At 69.0% G+C, this 20,868-nt stretch carries 18 protein-coding genes and 1 tRNA gene; 12 read left to right on the top strand and 7 right to left on the bottom strand.

What is annotated here, in order from left to right:
- Positions 1–288: 288 nt before the first annotated feature.
- Both hutG and hutI read right to left on the bottom strand, forming a co-directional pair.
- Positions 289–1,242, bottom strand: a complete 954-nt coding sequence (gene hutG, locus CRP45_RS15400) for a formimidoylglutamase (protein ID WP_097245656.1) — start codon at positions 1,240–1,242, stop codon at positions 289–291.
- The gene (hutI, locus tag CRP45_RS15405) at positions 1,239–2,435 is read right to left on the bottom strand and encodes an imidazolonepropionase (RefSeq protein WP_097246092.1); all 1,197 of its coding nucleotides are present in this window, start codon (positions 2,433–2,435) and stop codon (positions 1,239–1,241) included. The genes hutG and hutI overlap by 4 nt, the downstream gene beginning before the upstream one ends.
- 788 nt (positions 2,436–3,223) lie before the next feature.
- Between hutI and CRP45_RS15410 the strand changes: the two genes are divergently transcribed.
- The 5 genes from CRP45_RS15410 (at position 3,224) to CRP45_RS15430 (ending at position 7,825) form a co-directional block, all read left to right on the top strand.
- Entirely contained in the window at positions 3,224–3,622 is a 399-nt protein-coding gene (locus CRP45_RS15410; RefSeq protein ID WP_097245657.1) for an NUDIX hydrolase, read from the top strand.
- Between the two features lie 261 nt (positions 3,623–3,883).
- Positions 3,884–5,323, top strand: coding sequence for a lytic transglycosylase domain-containing protein (locus CRP45_RS15415; protein WP_097245658.1), 1,440 nt, complete (start codon positions 3,884–3,886; stop codon positions 5,321–5,323).
- Positions 5,324–5,347: 24 nt separating this feature from the next.
- Entirely contained in the window at positions 5,348–5,617 is a 270-nt protein-coding gene (locus tag CRP45_RS15420; RefSeq protein WP_097245659.1) for a hypothetical protein, read from the top strand.
- A gap of 68 nt (positions 5,618–5,685) precedes the next feature.
- Positions 5,686–6,564 carry an ABC transporter ATP-binding protein gene (locus CRP45_RS15425; protein ID WP_097245660.1) on the top strand — a complete coding sequence of 293 codons (879 nt, stop codon included), beginning with the start codon at positions 5,686–5,688 and terminating at the stop codon, positions 6,562–6,564.
- 73 nt (positions 6,565–6,637) lie between these two features.
- A complete protein-coding gene (locus CRP45_RS15430; RefSeq protein WP_097245661.1) occupies positions 6,638–7,825 on the top strand; it encodes an ABC transporter permease in 1,188 nt (395 codons plus the stop codon).
- A 9-nt stretch (positions 7,826–7,834) separates the two neighbouring features.
- On the opposite strand, the gene CRP45_RS15435 is transcribed toward CRP45_RS15430, so the two are convergent.
- Positions 7,835–8,290, bottom strand: a complete 456-nt coding sequence (locus CRP45_RS15435; RefSeq protein WP_067787555.1) for an aggregation-promoting factor C-terminal-like domain-containing protein — start codon at positions 8,288–8,290, stop codon at positions 7,835–7,837.
- Between the two features lie 186 nt (positions 8,291–8,476).
- Here CRP45_RS15435 and CRP45_RS15440 point away from each other — a divergent pair, with 186 nt between their 5' ends.
- Both CRP45_RS15440 and CRP45_RS15445 read left to right on the top strand, forming a co-directional pair.
- Positions 8,477–9,046 carry a TetR family transcriptional regulator gene (locus tag CRP45_RS15440; RefSeq protein WP_067787553.1) on the top strand — a complete coding sequence of 190 codons (570 nt, stop codon included), beginning with the start codon at positions 8,477–8,479 and terminating at the stop codon, positions 9,044–9,046.
- Positions 9,043–10,263 (top strand): NADH:flavin oxidoreductase, encoded by a 1,221-nt coding sequence (locus CRP45_RS15445; protein WP_097245662.1) that lies wholly within the window; start codon positions 9,043–9,045, stop codon positions 10,261–10,263. Before CRP45_RS15440 ends, CRP45_RS15445 begins: the two co-directional genes overlap by 4 nt.
- Positions 10,264–10,439: 176 nt before the next feature.
- Here CRP45_RS15445 and CRP45_RS15450 read toward each other — a convergent pair whose 3' ends face one another.
- The 4 genes from CRP45_RS15450 to CRP45_RS15465 form a co-directional block, all read right to left on the bottom strand.
- Positions 10,440–10,826, bottom strand: a complete 387-nt coding sequence (locus CRP45_RS15450; RefSeq protein ID WP_067787571.1) for a VOC family protein — start codon at positions 10,824–10,826, stop codon at positions 10,440–10,442.
- Positions 10,823–11,110, bottom strand: a complete 288-nt coding sequence (locus CRP45_RS15455; protein WP_097245663.1) for an ArsR/SmtB family transcription factor — start codon at positions 11,108–11,110, stop codon at positions 10,823–10,825. Before CRP45_RS15455 ends, CRP45_RS15450 begins: the two co-directional genes overlap by 4 nt.
- 340 nt (positions 11,111–11,450) lie before the next feature.
- Positions 11,451–11,524, bottom strand: a tRNA-Arg gene (locus CRP45_RS15460).
- Between the two features lie 103 nt (positions 11,525–11,627).
- On the bottom strand, positions 11,628–12,002 hold the full coding sequence (locus tag CRP45_RS15465; protein WP_067787549.1) for a DUF4345 family protein: 375 nt from the start codon (positions 12,000–12,002) through the stop codon (positions 11,628–11,630).
- 283 nt (positions 12,003–12,285) lie between these two features.
- On the opposite strand from CRP45_RS15465, the gene CRP45_RS15470 reads away from it, so the two are divergent.
- From CRP45_RS15470 to ettA, 5 genes are all read left to right on the top strand, one after another.
- Positions 12,286–14,328: a bifunctional copper resistance protein CopD/cytochrome c oxidase assembly protein gene (locus CRP45_RS15470; RefSeq protein WP_097245664.1), complete on the top strand. Its 2,043-nt coding sequence runs from the start codon at positions 12,286–12,288 to the stop codon at positions 14,326–14,328.
- A gap of 52 nt (positions 14,329–14,380) precedes the next feature.
- A complete protein-coding gene (locus tag CRP45_RS15475; protein WP_245910159.1) occupies positions 14,381–15,352 on the top strand; it encodes a serine/threonine dehydratase in 972 nt (323 codons plus the stop codon).
- 162 nt (positions 15,353–15,514) lie between these two features.
- Positions 15,515–18,061 (top strand): beta-glucosidase family protein, encoded by a 2,547-nt coding sequence (locus CRP45_RS15480; protein WP_097245666.1) that lies wholly within the window; start codon positions 15,515–15,517, stop codon positions 18,059–18,061.
- Positions 18,062–18,252: 191 nt separating this feature from the next.
- Positions 18,253–18,768, top strand: coding sequence for a single-stranded DNA-binding protein (locus CRP45_RS15485; RefSeq protein ID WP_097245667.1), 516 nt, complete (start codon positions 18,253–18,255; stop codon positions 18,766–18,768).
- Between the two features lie 113 nt (positions 18,769–18,881).
- Positions 18,882–20,558 (top strand): energy-dependent translational throttle protein EttA, encoded by a 1,677-nt coding sequence (ettA, locus tag CRP45_RS15490; RefSeq protein WP_067787538.1) that lies wholly within the window; start codon positions 18,882–18,884, stop codon positions 20,556–20,558.
- Positions 20,559–20,868: the final 310 nt, after the last annotated feature.

Genomic DNA, 20,868 nt, shown 5'->3' on the forward strand with positions numbered 1-20,868 from the left:
TTTTCCTCGAACAGTGCTGGGCGCGTCGTGTGCCGTACCCGGCTTACCTCCCGCTGTCGGGTGCGTTCTCTGGGCTTCCGGCGTGGTCGACCGGCTCTGGTTGCGTCTAGAGAGCCCCAACTCGAAAAAGTCCTCGGCCTGTCAACCCCCTAACCACCATTTGACTACCGTCGATAGAGAAATGGTTTCGGCGGTAGTCAAATGGCGGTTAGTTGATCTTGGTAAGCCGCCATTTGACTACCGTCGATTATCGACTGGGCGCGGTAGCCGGGTACGGGAGTGCTTGCCTCAGCTCACCGGCCGGTGACCGAGGACGATCCGGTGGATCAGTCGCGCGGCGGTGCGGGCGGTGCGGGCGTCGATATCGAATACCGGCGCGAGTTCGGCGACATCGGCGGCGACGAGTTTGCCGCTCGCCGTCACTCGATCGCATACCCGCTGTACGGTCTCGACCGGCACGCCGTAGCCCGCGGGCGCGCTGACGCCGGGGGCCACGGCGGCCGGGAGTACATCCAGGTCGAGCGTGAGATAGACCAGGTCGACGTCGTTCAGGAAAGTATCGACGAACTCGTCCACGGCTGGCTGGTCGACAACCCCACAGCGCTCGTCGATTAGGTAGTGAACGCCGAGCCTGCGCGCGGTCTCGAACAGCGCCACAGTGTTACTCGGCTGGCTGATGCCGAGCACGTCGTAACGGTAGGACGTCCCGGCCGCCAGTTCCGCCTCGGCGATCTGCCGGAACGGGGTGCCCGAACTCGGTGCGTCATCGGCGCGCAGGTCGAAGTGGGCGTCCAAGTTGAGGATGCCCAACCGTAGGTCGGCGCGCCGCCGTGCCGCCGCGATCCCGGAGTACGTGCCGAAGGCGACCTCGTGGCCGCCGCCGAGCACCACCGGAAAGCGGCCCGCGTCCAACGCGGCCGCGACCGCGCGGCCGAGCCGCCGCTGACCCGACTCCAAGTCTGTGCCGGCGACCACGATCGTGCCCGCGTCCTCCAGATCGAGCGGTTCGGGCAGCGCCAACGACGACAGCGCGCCGCGCAGCGCGTCCGGGCCCGCGACGGCGCCGGGACGTCCCTTGTTCCTGCGGACACCCTCGTCACTGGCGAATCCGATCAGTACGCAACCCTTTCCGACCGCGCGCGTCGGGTCATAGGGCCGGACGAGCTGATGCCAGCGCGCGTGCTCCGGTGTCTCGCCGTCGACACGGCCGGTCCACGGTCGCGGTGCGATGTCGACGTTCATGCGGCCGCGTCCGATACGAGCATGCCGCCGCGCCACACCGAGCGGACGAGCGGCACACCGGGCCGATAGGCCAGGTGCAGATAGGACGGTGCGTCCAGCGCGAGCGCGTCGGCGCACGACCCGACTCCCAGACTCCCGACGTCGTCGCGGCGCAGCGCCCGCGCACCGCCCGCCGTGGCCGACCACACCGCTTCCTCCGGCGTCATCCGCAGCTCGCGCACCGCCAGCGCGATGCAGAACGGCAGGCTCGTCGTATACGAGGTACCGGGATTGCAGTCCGCGCCGAGCGCGACGGTGACGCCCGCGTCGAGCAACGCCCGAGCATCGGGATAGCTGTTGCGAGTGCAGAAGTCGGCGGCCGGGAGCAGCGTCGCGACCGTCGAGCTGCCCGCAAGGGCGTCGATATCGGCGGCGGTGACGTAGCTGACGTGGTCGACCGAGGCCGCGCCGAGTTCTACCGCCAGTCGCACACCGGGTCCCGCGCCGAGCTGATTGCCGTGCACGCGGGGCGTCAGCCCGTACGCCACACCCGCCCGCAGTACGGCCTCGGACTGTTCGCGGGTGAACGCGCCGCGCTCGCAGAACACATCGATCCACTTCACGTGCGGTGCGCAAGCCGGAATCATGTCGCGACACACCATTTCGACGTACGCGTCGGCCCGTCCGGCGTACTCCGGCGGCGGCACGTGCGCGGCGAGCAGGGTCACCTCGTCGGTGAACCGCCCGGCCACCAGCGCGCTGCGCAACTCGTCCTCGGTGGTCTGGCCGTAGCCGGTCTTGCATTCGACCGTCGTGCTGCCCGACCGCACCGACTCGTCCATCAGCCGCCGCACATTCGCGGCGAGTTGCTCGTCGTCGGCCGCTCGCGTCGCGGCGATGGTGGTGCGAATCCCGCCCGCGGCGTACTCCACTCCGGACATCCGTGCCGCGAACTCCTCTGCACGCTCTCCGGCGAAGACCAGATGCGAATGGCTCTCCACGAATCCGGGCAGCAGCGCCCGGCCCGCCAGATCCACGCGATCGTCGGCGGCGGGCGCCTCGCTCGCGTCGCCGACCCAGGCCACCAGTCCGCCGTCGAACACGACGGCCGCGCCGTGCCGCACGCCGAGGGCGCCGTCACCCGACTCGGGGTCGTTGGTGACCAGGGTGCCGATATTCGTCAGGACGGTGGACCGTGAGCCATCGGGCACGATTCCTCCTCGCGACCATGCCGTGTCAGCCGGATGCGCATCGGTGTGAGCCGACTGTAGAACATCACGCGCCCGCACAAGGGGGTTCATCTGGCGGCACCAGCCGTCGGCTCCATTAGCCGTGGCACCTACGGATCGAGCACAGCGCCCGACGCCCGGTCATGACGCGCCAGGCGGCAGCCCGATAGCCGAGCAACAGCGGCCGATGCCCGGTCGTGCCGCGCTGGGCGGCCGTTCGACAATCGTGCAGCAGCAGCGGCGCCCGAGTGACGCGCCGGACAGTCGCCCGAGCTGAGCAGCAGTGGTCGATGACCGGTCGTGGCGTGCGGGGTGGCCGCTGGTTGGTCGGGCGGCAGCGGTCGAAGCCCGGTCGTGATGCGTCGGGTGGCCGCGCGTTGGTCGAGCGGCTGTGGCCGAAGCCCGGTCGTGATGCGCCGGGTGGCCGCTCGATAGTCGGGCAGCAGTGGCTGAAGCCTGTCGTGGCGCGCTGGGTGGCCGCTGGTTGGTCGGGCGGCAGCGGCCGAAGGGTGTCGTGGCGCGCTGGGCGGCCACTCGTTGGTCGAGCGGCTGTGGCTGAAGCCTGTTGTGATGCGCCGGGTAGCCGCTCGATAGTCGAGCATCAGCGCCGGGCGGCCGCTCGATGGTCGGGCAGCAGTGGCCGAAGCCCGGTCGTGCCGCGCCGGGCGGCCGCTCGATGGTCGGGCAGCAGCGGCCGAAGCCAGTCGTGACGTGCCGGACGGTGCCCGATATCGGGTTGACCGGCGGCCCGTTCCGCTCAGTAGGGTGGGCCGGTGATTCGCACAGCTGCGTTGGCTCATGTCCGGAATCGGCGTCTGCTGCAGGCTCGGTCCATCGGCAAGGACGTTTTCTACATGGCGGGCGGCAAGATCGACGCGGGGGAGACGCCCGTCGCGGCGCTGCATCGCGAGGTCCGCGAGGAACTCGGCGTCGGCGTCGCCACCTACACCGAACTCGGCGTCTTCCACGCCGAGGCCTACGGCCACGCGCCCGGCACGCGACTCCACATGACCTGCTTCACCGCCGAACTCGACGGCGACCCGCACCCCAGCGGCGAAATCGCCGAACTCCGCTACTTCACCGTCCGCGAATACGCGGCAATGGACCACGTCGCTCCCGGCTCGATGCTCGTCTTCCGCAAACTGCACGAACTGGGCCTCGTCGACTGGTGACCATCGGCGGGTGACGAACGGCTCCAGCTGGCGGGGGCGGTACGGGCGGACGCACACCGCAGTCCATAAGTAATTACATGGTCTTCGACGAATTGTGCTTTGGCGTCGGTGAATGATGCTGTATGTTAATGACAGTTCTTCATTCGTTAGGGGAGTGAGGAACGTCGGTGACCTGGGTCGGCGGGGAGGAAGCGGCCCCACCGATCGAGCGCCGAAGCAGCACAGCCGCTCTCCGGCGTGGAAGAGGATTGGTAGGGCCGAATGCGTGTATCCGCTCCATTGACCGCATCGGCGCTGGCCGTCGCCGGACTGGTCGTCACGGGATCGGCGACGTACTCGAGCGGTTCGAGTGCTCCACCCGAAGCTCCGGAAGCAATACTGGCCGGTGCGCGGGAAGGCTCGGTGCCAAAAGGCGACGAGGACGTACTCGCGCGGACCGTCGGCCTGCTTCCGGTGGCACCGGACGCGCCACGCAGGCTACGCGCCATGACTCCGGCGATCGCCAGTTCTGTCTCACTCCAAGACATTTCGCTGCCGAACACCGGCGGATCGCTGGGCATACCGGAGATCGTGTTGGCGGCCTACCGCAATGCCGAGTTGGCGCTGGAGTCCTCGATGCCCGAATGCGGGTTGACGTGGAATCTGCTCGCCGGGATCGGGCGGATCGAGTCCGCCCACGCCGGAAACGGTCGCACCGACGCCGCGGGGACGACGGTGTCGCCGATCTTCGGCCCCGCGTTGGACGGAAGTGTGCCGGGCAACGAGATCATCAAGGCCGCCGACGGCGGATATGTGCGCGCGATGGGGCCGATGCAATTCCTGCCGAGCACTTGGAGCTCGTACGCGACGGACGGCAACGGCGACGGAGTCGCGGACCCGCACAACGTGTTCGACGCGTCGTTGGCCGCGGGCAAGTACCTGTGTTCGGGTGGGTCGGACTTGCGCGATCCGGCGCAGGAATTGCGTGCCGTGCTGCGGTACAACAACTCGCTGTCGTACGCGAGCGACGTGCTGAGCTGGTCGGCGGCCTATCGCACCGGCGGCGCTCCGGCGCGTGTCACGATCGATCCGGGATTGATTCCGCCGGGGTCGGCGCCCGTGATCCGGTCGGGTCCGGAAATGGTCGCCGTCGACACCACCGCGCCGCCGACGATCCCGCTGGAACCGGCGCCTGCCACCGAAGTCCCCGTGGCCCCGGCGCCGACCCAGGTGATGATCACCATCCCTGGCCTACCGCCGATTCCGTGCGGGATCTTCTGCCCGCAGCCGCAGCCTAATCCCTGTGAGCAGGTGGTGGTTCCAGCTCCGATGCCGCGACCCGGCGAACCCGGCGGCCGCCTGCTCGCGCCCGGCCGGTCCTACGGCGGCACTGCAGTCGAGCCCATCCAGCCAGAAGCCCCACCGGTGCGGCCGGGAATGCCCTGCACATCGGAGGACCCGCATCCGCAAACCGGCGGCCAACCGTACGACGAGCCGAAACCACAAGATGTCCCGCAGTCGGCTCTTCCGGAGTCCGAGCCTGGACCAGACTCTTCCGCCGCGCCCGAGTCGGACCTCTCGGACCCCGGACCGGTTCCTGCTGTCGCACCCGGGTCGAACTTGCCAGAGCCTGTGCCGCAACTCCCGGCACCCGCTGGCCCACCCCCTGCCATCACCCTCCCGTTCGGCATCGTCATTCCGCTGCCCGTGCCGCGGGGCTGATTCGACGCACACCACGGAGGACCAATGTCCACAGCCAAGGATTCTCCGAACGACCACGCGGCGGTCCACCTTCGCATCGAGCTGCCCGAGCGCGTGCGAATCCGCGCGGTCCTCGACTATTTCGGCAAATGTCCGAACTGCGGTTACCCTGCCGAGGCGTCCTCCATCGAGCGTCGCCGCGGTGACGACACGGTGGCTACGGAGATCGTGGCGTACTGCGGCATGCCTTGTGGCTGGTCGGCCCAGATGCCCCCGCCCGACGACGACCACGCCTCGGGTGTGCGGCACCGGTGACTGTCCCGGCCTCGGATGGCCCGACCCGCCGCTAGGGTGGTTGGAACGGCTGAGGACAGGGGAGTTCGATGTTGGAAGTCGCGCACCTGGTGCGCCGATTCGGGGGCACGGTCGCGGTGGACGACGTGTCGTTCACCGTGATGCCCGGCGCGCTGACCGGATTCGTCGGCGGCAACGGCGCGGGCAAGACCACCACCATGCGGATGATCATGGGCGTGCTCGCGCTGCACGGCGGGGAACTGCGCTGGCAGGGCAGGCCGGTGACCGCCGCGGATCGCCGGTCGTTCGGCTACATGCCCGAGGAGCGCGGCCTGTACCCGAAGCAGCCGGTGTTCGATCAGCTCGTCTACCTGGCCAGGCTGCGCGGGCAGTCGGCCGCCGACGCCCGGCGGCGCGCGAAAGAACTGCTGGAGCGCTTCGATCTCGGCGGCCGCGCCAAGGACAAGCTGGAATCCCTCTCGCTGGGCAACCAGCAGCGGGTGCAGATCGCGGCGGCGGTGATCGCGGAGCCGTCGCTGCTGATCCTGGACGAGCCGTTTTCCGGGCTCGATCCGGCCGCCGTCGACTCGATGGCCGACCTGTTGCGCGAGTACGCGGACCGCGACGTGCCCGTCCTGTTCTCCTCGCACCAGCTGGATCTCGTGGAGCGGTTGTGCGACCGGCTGGTGATCCTCGCGTCCGGGCGGGTCGTCGGGCAGGGCTCGGTGGACGAGCTGCGCTCCACCGGTTCCACGCGCTATCGGCTCTCGCTCGGCGGCGACCCCGGCTGGGTGCACACGTTCGCGGGCGTGCGGGTGCTGCAAACGAACGGCTCCAGCGTCCTGCTCGAACTCGACGGCGCCACAACCGAAGCGCTGCTCGGCGAGGCGCTGGCCCGCGGTCCGGTGCGCGAACTTGCCGAAGTGCGGCCTTCGGTGTCGGAGATCTACCGGGAGGTGACGGCATGAGTGAACGAAGTGAACGAATCATGTGCCAGCGCGCCGTGCGCATGCCGGAGCCGAGCGTCAGCGAGGCGCAGGCATGAGCACTGATTTCGCCCCGCGCGGGGTATGGCGGATCGTGGCCGCGCGAGAGATCGCGGTGAAGCTGCGCGACCGAAACTTCTTGGTATCTACGGCGATCACCATCGTCGTGATCATCGTGTCCCTGGCCATCAGCGGGTTCATGAGCAACCGCACCGACGAGATCGACGTCGCAGTCGTCGGCACAGGCGCCGATCGAATCATCGAGACCGCCAACGCTTTGGCGGCGAGCGCGGACAAGAAGATCACCTTCACCGCACGCCCGCAGACCGATTCGGCGGCCGTCGAGCAGCAGGTGCGCGACGAGGATGTCGAGGTCGGTTTGGTCGCGGCCGACCAGGGCGGGTGGCGCCTCGTCGGCGATACAGCGCAGAACGACGATGCCGCAACCTATCTCACCGCCGCCGCGCAGCAGTTGGCGGTGCAGCGCAATGCCGCCGCCGCGGGTCTGAGCATGGAAGAGTTGGGTCGCGGCGGCGTGGTGTCCTACGACCTGCTGGAGGAATCCGCGGTCGATCCGGGTCTCGCGAACATCGTGAGTTTCGTCTTCGCGTTCCTCTTCTACATGGCGTCGTTCCTGTTCGGCATGGCCATCGCGCAGAGCGTGGTCGAGGAGAAGCAGAACCGCGTCGTGGAGATCCTGGCGAGCGCGATTCCGTTGCGGCAGTTGCTGATCGGCAAGGTGATGGGCAATACCGTGATGGCGTTCGCGCAGCTCGCGCTGTTCGTCGGGGCGGGACTGATCGGGTTGCAGGTGATCGGCAGGGGCGATCAGGTCGCCAGGATCGCGGGCGCGGCGGGCTGGTTCATCGTCTTCTTCGTGGTGGGCTTCCTCGCGCTGGCGAGCTTCTGGGCGGTCGCGGGTGCGCTCGCGACGCGCAGTGAGGATCTGCAATCGACCGCCATGCCGATGTCGATGCTGATCATGATCGTGCTGTTCGCGGGAATCTTCCTGACCGGCACGTGGCGGGTCATCGCGTCCTATGTCCCCGTGGTGTCGATCGTCGCCATGCCGAGCCGATTGGCCGAGGGCACGGCAGCCTGGTGGGAGCCGTTCGTGTCGTTGCTGCTGATGGCCGTGGGGATCTACGGCATCGTCCTGGTCGCGGAGAAGATCTACCGGCGTTCGCTGATGCAGACGCAGGGACGGTTGACGATGCGGCAGGCGCTCGCGGTCGAGGATTGACGCGGTACGTCAGTACCAGTGGTTCCGCTGCCAGAACGCCCATGCGGCGTCGGGACTTCCATAGCGGGCGACCATGTAGTCGTAGGTCCAGCGGAGCTGGGTGGCGGGATTGAACGGCCAATCGAGCCCGTGCGTGGCCATCTTCTCCGGCGGCAGCGCCTGGCCCAGGCCGTAGGCGCCGCTGGTCGGGTTGACCGCGAACACATTCCAGCCGCTCTCCCGCGTGATGATGGCGTCGAACGACGGGAACTGGTGGATCGGAACGATGGTCAGCGCCAGCGTCTTCATCCCGAGGCGCGCCGAAGCCATGATCAGATCCACTCCGGCCGAGACAGCCGGGGTCGCCGACTGGTTGCCGCGCGCGTCTCGGGCGGGGTCGGCCTGCGGCGCCGCGGTCGCGGCGGGGGCCAGGGTGATCAGTGCCGCGCAGCAGAGCGCGGCGGCGGGGTGGAAATACCGAAGCATCGACTCGCTCCCTTCGCATCAGATGGACTGGAACCAGCTCGTGCGAAGTCAGCAAACCATCGGTAACCGTATGGATCGGGGCGACACACCGACGCGGCGCGAGTTTCATCCCATGACTCTCGGCTGCCGTCGCGGCTATTTCAATCAGTGATTGAATCGACGATTGAAACGTGGTTGACTCCCTCCATGGCTCAGAAAGTTTCCGCGGTCACCCGCGAACGGCTGCTCGCCGCGGCCGAGCGTTTGTTGCTGACCGACCGCTACGAGGACGTGTCGGTACGGGCGATCTGCGTGGAGGCGGGCGCCAACCCCGCCGCCGTGCACTACCACTTCGGATCGAAGGAAGCCCTGGTCGTGGCGCTGCTCGAGGAGCGCCTCGGACCACTGTGGGCCGACCGCCTCGCCGCGGTGAGCGCCGAGCGCGGTTCGGTGTCCGAGATCGTCGACGCGGTGATCGAGCCGTTCGTCGAACTCGCCGCCGATCCGGCTGGCCGCCTGCACCTGCGCCTGCTCGCCCAGTTGGTGCTCGGCCGCCATCCCCTGCTGTGGCAGCAGCCGTGGTTCCGGATGGACTCGTGGGTCGGCCTGCTTCCCGAACTCGCGGAGCCGGAAAGCAGGCGACGCTGGTCGTTTGCTTTCGACCTCATCATCATGTCGTTCGGGGCGGGAGACCGGGACCTGTCGGCATCCGCGGTCGCCACCTTGCGGGACTTCGTGGTCGCCGGACTCGCCGCCCCGGAAGGAGGCTCGCGATGACCGAGGTATTCGCACCGGCCACGCTTGGCCCGATCACCTTGCGCAACAGGGTGATCAAGGCCGCGACCTTCGAAGGGCGCACGCCCGACGCCCTGGTCACCGACGAACTCATCGACTTCCACCGCGAGACCGCGGCGGGCGGTGTCGGTATGACCACCGTGGCCTACTGCGCGGTCGCGCCGGGCGGTCGCACCGATCGGCACCAGATCTGGATGCGCGAGGAAGCGCTGCCGGGACTGCGGAGGTTGACCGACGCGGTGCACGCCGAGGGCGCGGCGGCGAGCGCGCAGATCGGGCATGCCGGACCGGTGGCCAACGCCGCCTCCAACCGGTTGCCCGCGCTCGCGCCGAGCCGCATGTTCAGCCCGCTCGGCATGCGGCCGATGAAAGTGCCCGACGAGCCCCAGATTCGCGAGCTCGTCACGGCTCACGCGGACGCCGCGAGATTGGCCGAGCGAGCGGGATTCGACGCGGTGGAAATCCACTTCGGGCACAACTACCTGGCGAGCTCCTTCCTGAGCCCTCTGCTGAACCGGCGGAAGGACCGCTACGGCGGGTCGGCGGCTAACCGCGCCCGGTTCGTCCGCGAAATCGCTTGCGCGGTGGCCGAAGCCGTTGGCGGCCGTCTCGCGGTCACGGCGAAGCTGAACATGGAGGACGGGGTCCGCGGCGGCCTCACGGTGCCGGAATCGCTCCAGGTCGCCGCGTGGCTGGAGGCGGACGGCGCGCTGGACGCCCTGGAACTGACGGCCGGAAGCTCCCTGCTCAACCCGATGCTGCTGTTCCACGGCGACGCACCCCGCCACGAATTCGCGAAAGTCCTTCCCGGACCGGCTCGCTGGGGCTTCCGCATGGTCGGTCGCGGTTTCCTGCGCGAGTACCCCTACCGCGAGGCGTACCTCCTCGAACGGGCCCGCCAGTTCCGCCGCGAACTCGCCATGCCGCTGATCCTGCTCGGCGGCATCACCAACCTCGACACCATGCGGCTGGCCATGCACGAGGGTTTCGAGTTCGTCGCCATGGGCCGTGCCCTCCTGCGCGAGCCGAACCTGCTGCGCCGCATCCAATCCGACGAAGCGGCCCGATCGGCGTGCACCCACTGCAACCTGTGCATGCCGAGCATCTACACCGGGACGAAGTGCGTCTTCCGGCTCGACCAGCGTCCGGATGCCGTCGCCCTCCCCGATCCCGTGCGCGCCGCGGCCAAGCCACGCTGATCCGACACCCGGTCAGCGGCACACCAGCCCGGCGTCCGCGGAGGCTGCCGTCGGGCTGAAGCAAAGCTGGGTCCAGGTGCCGCCGGGTGCGGCGGCACCTCCCGAGGGCTGGATACGGTCATCGCCCGACCGCTCGGCGATCCCGCCCCGGCGCGGGTGAGGCGTGCGACGAAACGTCAGGCCGGGGTGACGATCTGGATCAGGTTCCCGCAGGTGTCGTCGAAGACCGCCGTGGTCACCGGCCCCGCCTCCAGCGGTTCCTGCGTGAACGTGACCCCGAGCCCGCGCAGCCGCTCGTACTCCGCCCGCACGTCGCTGACCTGGAACGAGGCGGCCGGAATGCCATCGGCGACAAGGCCTTCCTTGTACGGCCCGACCGCGGGGTGCTTGTCCGGCTCCAGCAGGAGTTCCGCGCCCTCGGGGTCCTCCGGTGAGACCACCGTCAACCACCGGGCCTCGCCGAGCGGAATGTCGTGCTTCTTGGTGAAGCCGAGCACGTCGGTGTAGAAGTCGAGGGCCTTCTGTTGGTCGTCGACGAACACGCTGGTGATGTAGATCCTCACGGCCTTATTCCTTTCCTGGTGACCGGCCACCGCTCGAGGATGGCGGCCAAGGGAGTGGTGTCGATGTGGTGGAACTTGTACCGCCCCTGCTTGCGCGTAGTGATCAGCCCGGCCTCCTCCAGCACGGCCAGATGCTGCGATACGCCCTGTCGGCTCAGGCTCAGCTGATGTCGACTCGTCAGGCGTACGCACAGTTCGAACAGCGTCTGACCGTCGTGCTCGGTCAGCTCGTCGAGAATGGTCCGCCGGGTCGGATCGGCGAGGGCCTTGAAGATATCGCCCACAGGCCGACAATAGGCAAGTCTTCACTTGCCTGTCAACGGATGCTCGGATGCCGCGGGCTGTGGGGTGCTCCCCACGCCGGGTGCACGAACGAATCCCACGTGACTACTGCGGATCCGCGCGGTCGCGCGATGCTGCTGGAATGGGTGAGGGAAGCCGAACTCGCACCGGTCACGGTGTCCAACGCCTCGACGGCTGTGTCCACGGAGGCGGCGCCCCCGCAGATCGAGCACCGACGACAGTTCCTGGTTGCGGACGAGTGTCCTTGTTTGACCGCCGCGCGGTTCGGGTAACAACCCTGTGACCCACATCGGCGTGCGGGCCACAGGGTGCCCATGTGAGCGCCCCCGGCAGGAATCGAACCTGCGACCTAGGGATTAGAAGGCCCTTGCTCTATCCAACTGAGCTACGGAGGCAGCGGTTTCCACCATGGCCGACATTGGCCGTGCTGTCCAGCACGGAAAGTATAGCGACCGTCCAGGAAACTAGATTCTTACCGTCAGCAACATTCCGTCTACCTCAGTCGAGCAGGACAGCGACGCCGAGCAGGGTGGCCAAGGTCACTTCGACGACGAAGTAGAACCAGACCGGATAGAAGGCGGACGCGCGCCCGGTGAACGACGACCAGATCCGGCCGAACGCCATCCCGCCCAACGCGGCGGCCACCGCGACGCACACGCCGAATCTGAGGTCGCCGATATCGGCGGCGGCCAGGCCGAGGACCACCGCCACCGCGATGCCGAAGCCGCCGTAGACCGCGCGCACCTCGGCGTGCGCGTCGGCCCGATCGGCGAGCAGGCCGACGGTGTCGGCCAGCTGACTCGGGCGAAGCAGTCCGTAAACGCCCATGGCGGCGAAGAACAGCGCTACCACGGCGATCAGCACGACCGACATCTCACCTCCCTGATCCGCGCCTACCTTATACGCGCTTCGCGGCGCGGGCCGGGCGAAATTCGCCGGGGAGCGGTTCGATGGTTCGTCGGCCTCCCGAACGTGCGCCGAGCTTCGCCGCGCGGAGACACACGTAGCGAGCGTTGCACGGGCAACGCCTGGCGAACGTGCGCCGAGCGTCGCCGCGGAGACACACGTAGCGCGCGTTGCCCGGGCGACGCCAGTGGACAGCCGCGAGCATGGCCGGAGCGAACCCGGGGGTACGTACCCAACTACGCTGAGTCGTATGTCGTCACCGCAGGACCCGACCCTCGCACCCGCTGAGCCGGACGTCCCGCGGGCGGATGCGGCGCGCGGTTTCGCCGCCGTGACCGCGTTCGCGGGAGCCATCGCTGCCGTCGTCGCGGCGCTGGTCGTCGGTCTCTCGGCGGCGCAGGCCCTGAGTCTGCTCGGCATTCCGGATCCCGGCCCGCTGACCACCTACGGTCTGCCCGCGCTCCGCGCGCTGGCCGATCTGTTCGCGGCGCTGACCGTCGGCTCGCTGTTGTTCGCCGCGTTCCTGGTACCGCCGCAGTCCGACGGGTTGCTGGACGTGGGCGGGTATCGCGCGCTGCGGCGGGCGTCGAATTTCGCGGTGATCTGGGCGTGCTGCGCCGCACTGCTCGTCCCGCTGACGGTGTCGGACACGACGGGCCAGCCCGCCAGCGACATCTGGCGTCCGGAACAGCTGTGGCGCGCCGTCGCGCAGGTGGAGCTGGCCGAGGCCTGGCGGACCACGGTGGTGTTCGCGCTGATCGTCGCGATCGGTTGCCGCCTCGCGCTGCGCTGGGGTTGGACGCCGCTGCTGTTCGGCGGCGCGATCGTGACCATGATGCCGCTCGCGCTGACCGGCCACTCGTCCTCGGGTGGCTCGCACGACGTCGCGACCAACAGCCTGATCCTGCACTTGGTGTCGGCGGCGGTCTGGGTGGGCGGTCTGTTCGCCGTCCTCGCGCACGCGATGCGCTCCGGCGCGCACACCGATGTCGCGGTCCGCCGGTTCTCGTTCCTGGCGACCATCGCGTTCGTGGTGATCGGCGTCAGCGGCGTGATCAACTCGTGGGTCCGTGTGCCGTTCGACGAGCTGTTCACCAGCACCTACGGGCGGCTTGTCCTCGCGAAAGCGGCGGCGTTGCTCGTGCTCGGCGTCATCGGCTGGTTCCAGCGCCGCGCGACCGTGCCCGCCCTCGCGGCGAACCCGCGCGACCGCGCCGCGCTGCTGCGTTTCGGCGCGGTCGAGGCGCTGGTCTTCGCGGCCACCATGGGTCTGGCGGTCGGTCTCGGCCGCACTCCGCCGCCACCGCCCGCGACCGTTCCGACGCCCGCCGAGGTCGAGCTCGGCTACGACCTCGCAGGCCCGCCGACGGTCGCGCGGCTGCTGTTCGACTGGCGTTTCGACCTGATCTTCGGCACGGCGGCGATCGTGCTGGCGGTGGTGTACCTGCTCGGCGTGCGGCGGCTGCGCAACCGCGGCGATTCGTGGCCGGTCGGGCGGACCATCGCGTGGCTGTCGGCCTGCGCGCTGTTGCTGCTCGCGACGTCGTCGGGGGTCGGGCGGTATTCGCCCGCGGTGTTCAGCGTGCACATGGGTCAGCACATGGCGCTGTCCATGCTCGCGCCGATTCTGTTCGCCCTCGGCGGCGCGGTGACGTTGGCGTTGCGCGCGCTGCCACCCGCCGGACGCACCGGCGTGCCGGGGCCGCGCGAATGGATTCTGGCCGCCGTGCACAATCCGGTGTCCCGTTTCCTGACCCATCCGATCGTGGCGTCGGTGATCTTCGTCGCAGGCTTCTACGCGCTGTACATGGGCGGCATCTACGACACCTTCGTCGACTCGCACGCCGCGCACCTGCTGATGAACCTCCACTTCCTGCTCAGCGGCTACCTCTTCTACTGGGTCGTGATCGGCATCGATCCGAAACCGCGCCAGGTGGAACCGCTCACCAAGCTGGGCATGGTGTTCGGCTCGCTGCCGTTCCACGCGTTCTTCGGCGTCGCGCTGATGAGCATGACGACGGTCATGGGCGGCTGGTTCTTCCGCAGCCTCGACCTGGGCTGGAACAGCGACCTGCTCGGCGATCAGCGCACCGGCGGTAGCCTTGCCTGGGCGAGCGGCGAGGTGCCGTTGGTCGTGGTGATGCTGGCGCTGCTCATCCAGTGGTCGCGCAGCGACGAACGGACTGCAAAGCGCATCGACCGCGCCGCCGACCGCGACAACGACGCGGAGCTGGCCGCCCACAATGCCATGTTCGCCGAACTGGCGAAACGTGACGGAGAGGTGCGTAAGTGAGTGAGGCCGCGCCGCCGGGTTCGGCCCGGTTGTGCGACCGCGGAGTGCGGTCTTGACAGGTAACGACAGGGGTGCGGTCGCGGTGGCCGAAGACTGCCGACGGGTGTATCGCTCCGATGTGCGCGCCGCGCGCCGCCGGACGCTGGGGCGGATCAGGAAGACGCCGGTCTTCCACACGTCGGTGGCCGGTCCGACCGGTCCGGTGCCGGTCACGCTGAAGCTCGAATACCTCCAGCACGGCGGCACTTTCAAGGTCCGAGGCACGCTCAACGCGCTGCTCACCTCGACCGCGCGGACCGATCAGGTGGTCATCGCCTCCGCGGGCAACGCGGGCATCGCCGCCGCGCTGGCCGCCGCCTGGCTGGGCAAGGCGTGCACGGTGGTGGTGCCGGAATCCGCGCCGCACACCAAGGTGGCGGCGATGTGGTCGCACGGCGCCGAAGTGCTCTGGCACGGAACGACTTACGCGGAGGCTGCCCGGCATGCCACCGAGCTGGCGGCCGAACGCGGCGCGTTGCAGCTACACGCCTACGACCTGCCCGCCGTGGTCGCGGGGGCCGGGGTGGTCGGCCTGGAACTCGAAGACCAAGTGCGCGGCAAGCCGCCGGTGCTCGTCGCGGTCGGCGGCGGCGGACTCGTCGCGGGCATCGCCGCGGCGCTCGGTCGCCGTCGGCAGGTGGTTGGCGTCGAGCCGGTCGGCATGCCCGCGCTGCACGCGGCATTGCTCGCCAATCGGACCGTCGACGTCGGCGGTCCCGGCGTCGGCTTGGACTTGCTCGGCGCGACCCGGGTCGGCGAGATCGCCCTCGACATCGCGCGGCGCTACGACGTGCCCTCGCTGCTGGTCACCGAGGAGGCGATCACCGCGGCCCGCGAGTACCTGTGGCGCGAATTCCGGATCGTCGTCGAGCTGGCGGGCGCCAGCGCCCTGGCCGCGATCCAGAGCGGCGCGTACACACCCGCGCCGGGGGAGCGGCCGGTCGTCGTGCTCTGCGGCGCCAACACCGATCTCGGCGCGCTGTGAGTCGACTCGCTGCGCGCTGATCCGGCCCACGCGGATCAGCCGTGGGCCGATCTGCTTCGGAGCGCCCTGACCCGCGCCGCCGAGGTCGATCGCGCGCGACGCGCCGACGCGTAGATTGTCGAAAGACGCGGGACCCGGCCGACGATCCGAGGAGGAGCGCTGATGCTCGACACGGTGGACGAAGCCCTGCGCGCCCTGGTCGGCGCGCTGCATCTGGAGCAGAAGGTGCGGCTGCTGACCGGCGCGGACATCTGGTCGACCGTTGCCGAGCCCGCGATCGGGCTGCGGTCGATGATGCTCTCCGATGGGCCTTCGGGCGTGCGCGGCCCGGTCTGGGACGAGCGCGACCCGTCGCTCAACCTGCCCTCGGCGACCGCGCTCGCGGCGACCTGGGACCTCGGCATGGCCCGCCGCTACGGCGCCGCGTCGGCCGCCGAGGCCAAGCGCAAGGGCGTCGATGTGGTGCTCGGCCCGACGATCAACCTGCACCGCAGTCCGTTGGGCGGCAGGCACTTCGAGGCCTACTCCGAAGATCCTTTGCTGACGGGCGAATTGGCGGCGGCTTACGTCCGCTCGGTGCAGGAACACGGCATCGCCGCGACCCCGAAACACTACGTGGCCAACGACTTCGAGACCGAGCGCTACACCGCCGACGTCGAGCTGGACGACCGCGCACTGCGCGAGCTCTATCTCGCGCCGTTCGAAGCGGCGGTGCGGGCGGGCGCGTGGCTGGTGATGTCGGCGTACAACTCCGTTCGCGGCGTCACCATGTCGGAGAACCCGTTGCTGACGACGCCGTTGCGCACCGAGTGGGGTTTCGACGGCCTCGTGGTGTCGGACTGGGTGGCGGTGCGCAGCACCGAGGCCTCGGCCAACGCGGACCAGGACCTGGTGATGCCGGGCCCGGTGGGTCCGTGGGGCCCGCAACTGGTTACGGCGGTGCGGGCCGGAGCGGTGCCGGAGGCCGCGATCGACGCCAAGGTGCTGCGGCTGCTGCGGCTGGCCCAGCGCGTCGGCGCGCTGGATCTGTCGGATACCGCGTTGCGCGACAACGGTTTCGACACCGCCGCGATCGCGTCGCACGGGCACGTCGCGATGCGCGAGCCCATTGCGCCGGAACCGGAGACGAACGGGAAAGCCGAGGCCGACATCTCCGATCGGGAGGGTAGGGAACTCGCTCGCGAAGTCGCGGCGGCCGGGATGGTGTTGCTGCGCAACAGCGGCGAATTGCCGTGGCCGAGTTCGGGTCCCGGTTCCATCGCCGTGATCGGCGAGGCGGCGATCTGGCCGCGCACGCAGGGCGGTGGCAGCGCGACGGTGGTTCCCGCCGAGACCATCAGCCCCGTGGACGGTCTGCGCGCCGCGCTGCCGGACGCGTCCATCACGGTGCATCCCGGCGTGCCGGTCCAGACCGGCATCCATCCGCTCCCGCTGACATCGATGACCGATCCGCGGACTCGCGAACCCGGGTTGCGCGCCCGCTTCCTCGACGCAGACGGCAACGAGCTGCTGAGCGAGCTGCGGCGCGCCGCGCAGCTGGTCTACCTGGGCACCGTGCCCGCGGGCGCGGCCATGCTGGAGCTGAGCACCGAATACCGGCCGGGCGCCGACGAGGCCGCGGCGGCGCGGCTCGGCGTCGCCGGGGTGGGCCGGATACGGATGGAGATCGACGGCGCCGCGGTCATCGACACCGTGCTCGGCGGCAGTGGTGACGCGCTTGGCGCCGCGCTGCTCACCCCGGATGTCGCGTCGGTGCCGGTGGCCGCCGACGGTGCGGGGCCGATCTCGATCACCGTGCGCCACCAGCTCGAAAACGACGGCGCCGCATTGGGTCTGGTCGCGATCACCGTGGGTACCGAGGCGGCGCACACCGCTCCCGCGGACGCGATCGCCGACGCCGCGGCGCTGGCGGGGGCCGCCGATGCCGCCGTCGTCGTGGTCGGTACCAGCTCGCAGACCGAGTCCGAGGGCTTCGACCGCACCACCCTGGCACTGCCGGGCGCGCAGGACGATCTGGTGCGCGCGGTGGCTGCCGCCAATCCGCGCACCGTGGTGGTGGTGAATTCCGGCGGACCGGTGCTGCTGCCCTGGCGCGACGAGGTCTCGGCGCTGCTGCTGACCTGGTTCGGCGGCCAGGAGATCGGCCACGCGCTGGCCGACGTGCTGCTCGGGCGCGCCGAACCCGGTGGCAGGTTGCCCACCACCTGGCCCGCCGCTGAGGCGGACGTGCCCGTGCTGTCGACCACGCCCGTGGACGGCGTGCTGCGCTACACCGAGGGCATCCACATCGGCTACCGCGCCTGGTTGCGCGCCGGCGTGACACCGGCGTACCCGTTCGGGCACGGACTCGGTTACACCACTTGGGAACTCGCGGATCTAGCGGTGTCGGCTCCGGCGGCGGACGGGTCGGTGGAGGTGTCGCTGACCGCGCGCAACACCGGCGCGTGGGCCGGCAAGCAGGTGGTTCAGGTGTATCTGTCCCGTCCCGACTCGGTGATCGAGCGACCGGTGCGGTGGCTGGCCGGGTTCGCGACCGTATTCGCGGAGGCGGGAGCGTCGGTTCCGGTACGAATCACCGTGCCGCGGCGGTCTTTCGAGCATTGGGACGGGGGTTGGCGGATCGAGCCGGGTGAGTTCACGGTGTCCGCAGGGACGAGTGTGGTCGAGTTGCCGTTGAGCGCGTCCGCGGTGGTCGGCGCGGGCGGGTAAGGGTCGACGCTCCGGGTGGTGGCGAGTGCGAAGCGGTGGCTGTCCACATGCGGCGGACCGAGTTGTCCACAGCGCGAAAGAGGGGGTTCCTTCACACCCCGTGCGCGGGCGAGGCTGGTTAGGCCCTCGCTCGGCGGGGAGGAGACACCCGGAGCGTCCGGCCCGGGTCCGATAGGTGAAGGGGCGAAATCATGTACGAAGCGATGGCCACGGTGGTCGGCACGGTGGTGACCAACCCGGTCAAGCGGGACCTGAGCAACGGCGAACAGGTGCTCACCTTCCGGATGGCGAGCAACTCGCGCAGGCTGGACTTCGCGTCCGGTGAATGGGTGGACAACGGGACCTTGTATCTCACAATCAGCTGCTGGCGGCGGCTGGTCGGCGGCGTGGACGCGTCGCTGCGGCGCGGCGACCCGGTACTCGTCTACGGGCAGCTGCGCTCGCACGAGTACCGGACCAAGGACGGCGTCGAGCGGCGCGATCTGGAGATGCGGGCCACAGCCATCGGCCCCGATCTGTCCCGCTGCACGGCGCAAGTGAGCCGCCGATCGGAGACCGGCGGCGGGCCCACGGCGTTGATGCGGAATACTTGTATCGGATCCAGCGCTGAAAATCGTGCACGCGTCGGCGAGGAATTGGGGGACAGTGCCGCGACCGTGGCTTCCGTACCTTCCGGAAGTGCCGCACCCGAGCCCGTCGACGCCTGATCCTGCCCGCAGAACGTCGGGCGCGAGCACGGTGAATCCGGCGCGAGGATGCCCGCGTGCCGTGAGTGGCTCTGCTTCGTTCCACTGTTCCCGAGACCGATAGGCTTCCGCATATGGCTGAGTTCATCTACCAAATGAAGAAGGTTCGCAAGGCGCACGGCGACAAAGTCGTGCTCGACGATGTCACTTTGAACTTCCTTCCCGGCGCCAAGATCGGCGTCGTCGGCCCCAACGGCGCCGGTAAATCCAGCGTGCTGAAGATCATGGCCGGACTGGACCAGCCCAACAACGGCGACGCGTTCCTCGCGCCGGGCGCGACGGTCGGCATCCTTCAGCAGGAGCCGCCGTTGAACGAGGAGAAGACCGTTCGAGGCAACGTCGAGGAGGGCCTCGGCGAGGTCAAGGTGAAGCTCGATCGCTTCAACGAGATCGCCGAACTCATGGCTACCGACTACTCCGACGAGCTCATGGAGGAGATGGGCAAGCTGCAGGAGTACCTGGACCACGCCGACGCGTGGGACGTGGACTCCCAGCTCGAGCAGGCCATGGACGCGCTGCGCTGCCCGCCGCCGGACGAGCCGGTCACCAACCTCTCCGGTGGTGAGCGTCGCCGCGTCGCGTTGTGCAAGCTGCTGCTGAGCAAGCCCGACCTGCTGCTGCTCGACGAGCCGACCAACCACTTGGACGCCGAGTCGGTGCTGTGGCTCGAACAGCATCTGGCCCAGTACCAGGGCGCCGTGCTGGCCGTCACTCACGACCGGTACTTCCTGGACAACGTCGCGGGCTGGATCCTCGAGCTCGACCGCGGCCGGGCCTACCCGTACGAGGGCAACTACTCCACCTACCTGGAGAAGAAGGCCGAGCGCCTCGAGGTGCAGGGCAAGAAGGACCAGAAGCTGCAGAAGCGGCTGAAGGAAGAACTCGCGTGGGTGCGTTCCGGCGCCAAGGCCCGCCAGGCCAAGAACAAGGCTCGCCTCGGCAGGTACGAGGAGATGGCGGCCGAGGCCGAGAAGATGCGGAAGTTGGACTTCGAGGAGATCCAGATCCCGCATGGCCCCCGTCTGGGCAATGTGGTCGTCGAGGTCTCGCACCTGGACAAGGGCTTCGGCGAGCGTCAGCTCATCAAGGATCTGTCGTTCACCTTGCCGCGCAACGGCATTGTCGGTGTCATCGGTCCGAACGGTGTCGGTAAGACCACCCTGTTCAAGACCATCGTCGGGCTCGAGCAGCCCGACAGCGGTGAGGTGAAGGTCGGCGAGACGGTCAAGCTGAGCTACGTCGACCAGAACCGCGCGGGCATCGACCCGACGAAGAACGTCTGGCAGGTGGTTTCCGAGGGCCTGGACTTCATCCAGGTCGGCAACCAGGAGATGCCCTCGCGCGCGTACGTCAGCGCGTTCGGTTTCAAGGGCCCGGACCAGCAGAAGCCTGCCGGTGTGCTCTCCGGCGGTGAGCGCAACCGCCTGAACCTGGCGATGACCCTCAAGCAGGGCGGCAACCTGATCCTGCTCGACGAGCCGACCAACGACCTCGACGTGGAAACCCTCGGTTCGCTGGAGAACGCGCTGGAGCAGTTCCCCGGCTGCGCCGTGGTCATCTCCCACGACCGCTGGTTCCTGGACCGCACCTGCACGCACATCCTCGCGTGGGAGGGCGATTCGGACAACGAGGCCAAGTGGTTCTGGTTCGAGGGCAACTTCGAAGCGTACGAGGCCAACAAGATCGAGCGCCTCGGTCCGGAGGCGGCCCGTCCGCACCGGGTGACGCACCGCAAGCTCACCCGCGACTGAGCAATACCCGCCGACGGGGCGATCGCCGCGCGCATCGCCCCGTCGCAAGGCCGCTTCGCCGAAGGAATTGCGGAGAAACATCCGCGGGCGGTCGCTCCATCGAAGGAAATACGGTCGGCCCTATCGCAGCCCAAAACTGGCTAAGGTAGGAACCGTGCATGCGCAGGCGCTGTCCGGACAATGGGTCCTTCCCACCGCGATCGCGTCTACGTGACGTTTGCCGGTCCGATCGGGTGCTGTGCCGAGAGATCGACCTCGGCAATTCATCGGCGAACGCACGGTATCGGTGAACACCCTGCATTTGGAAGGG

It is taken from the genome of Nocardia amikacinitolerans (assembly GCF_900215415.1).
Taxonomy (GTDB): Bacteria; Actinomycetota; Actinomycetes; order Mycobacteriales; family Mycobacteriaceae; genus Nocardia; species Nocardia amikacinitolerans.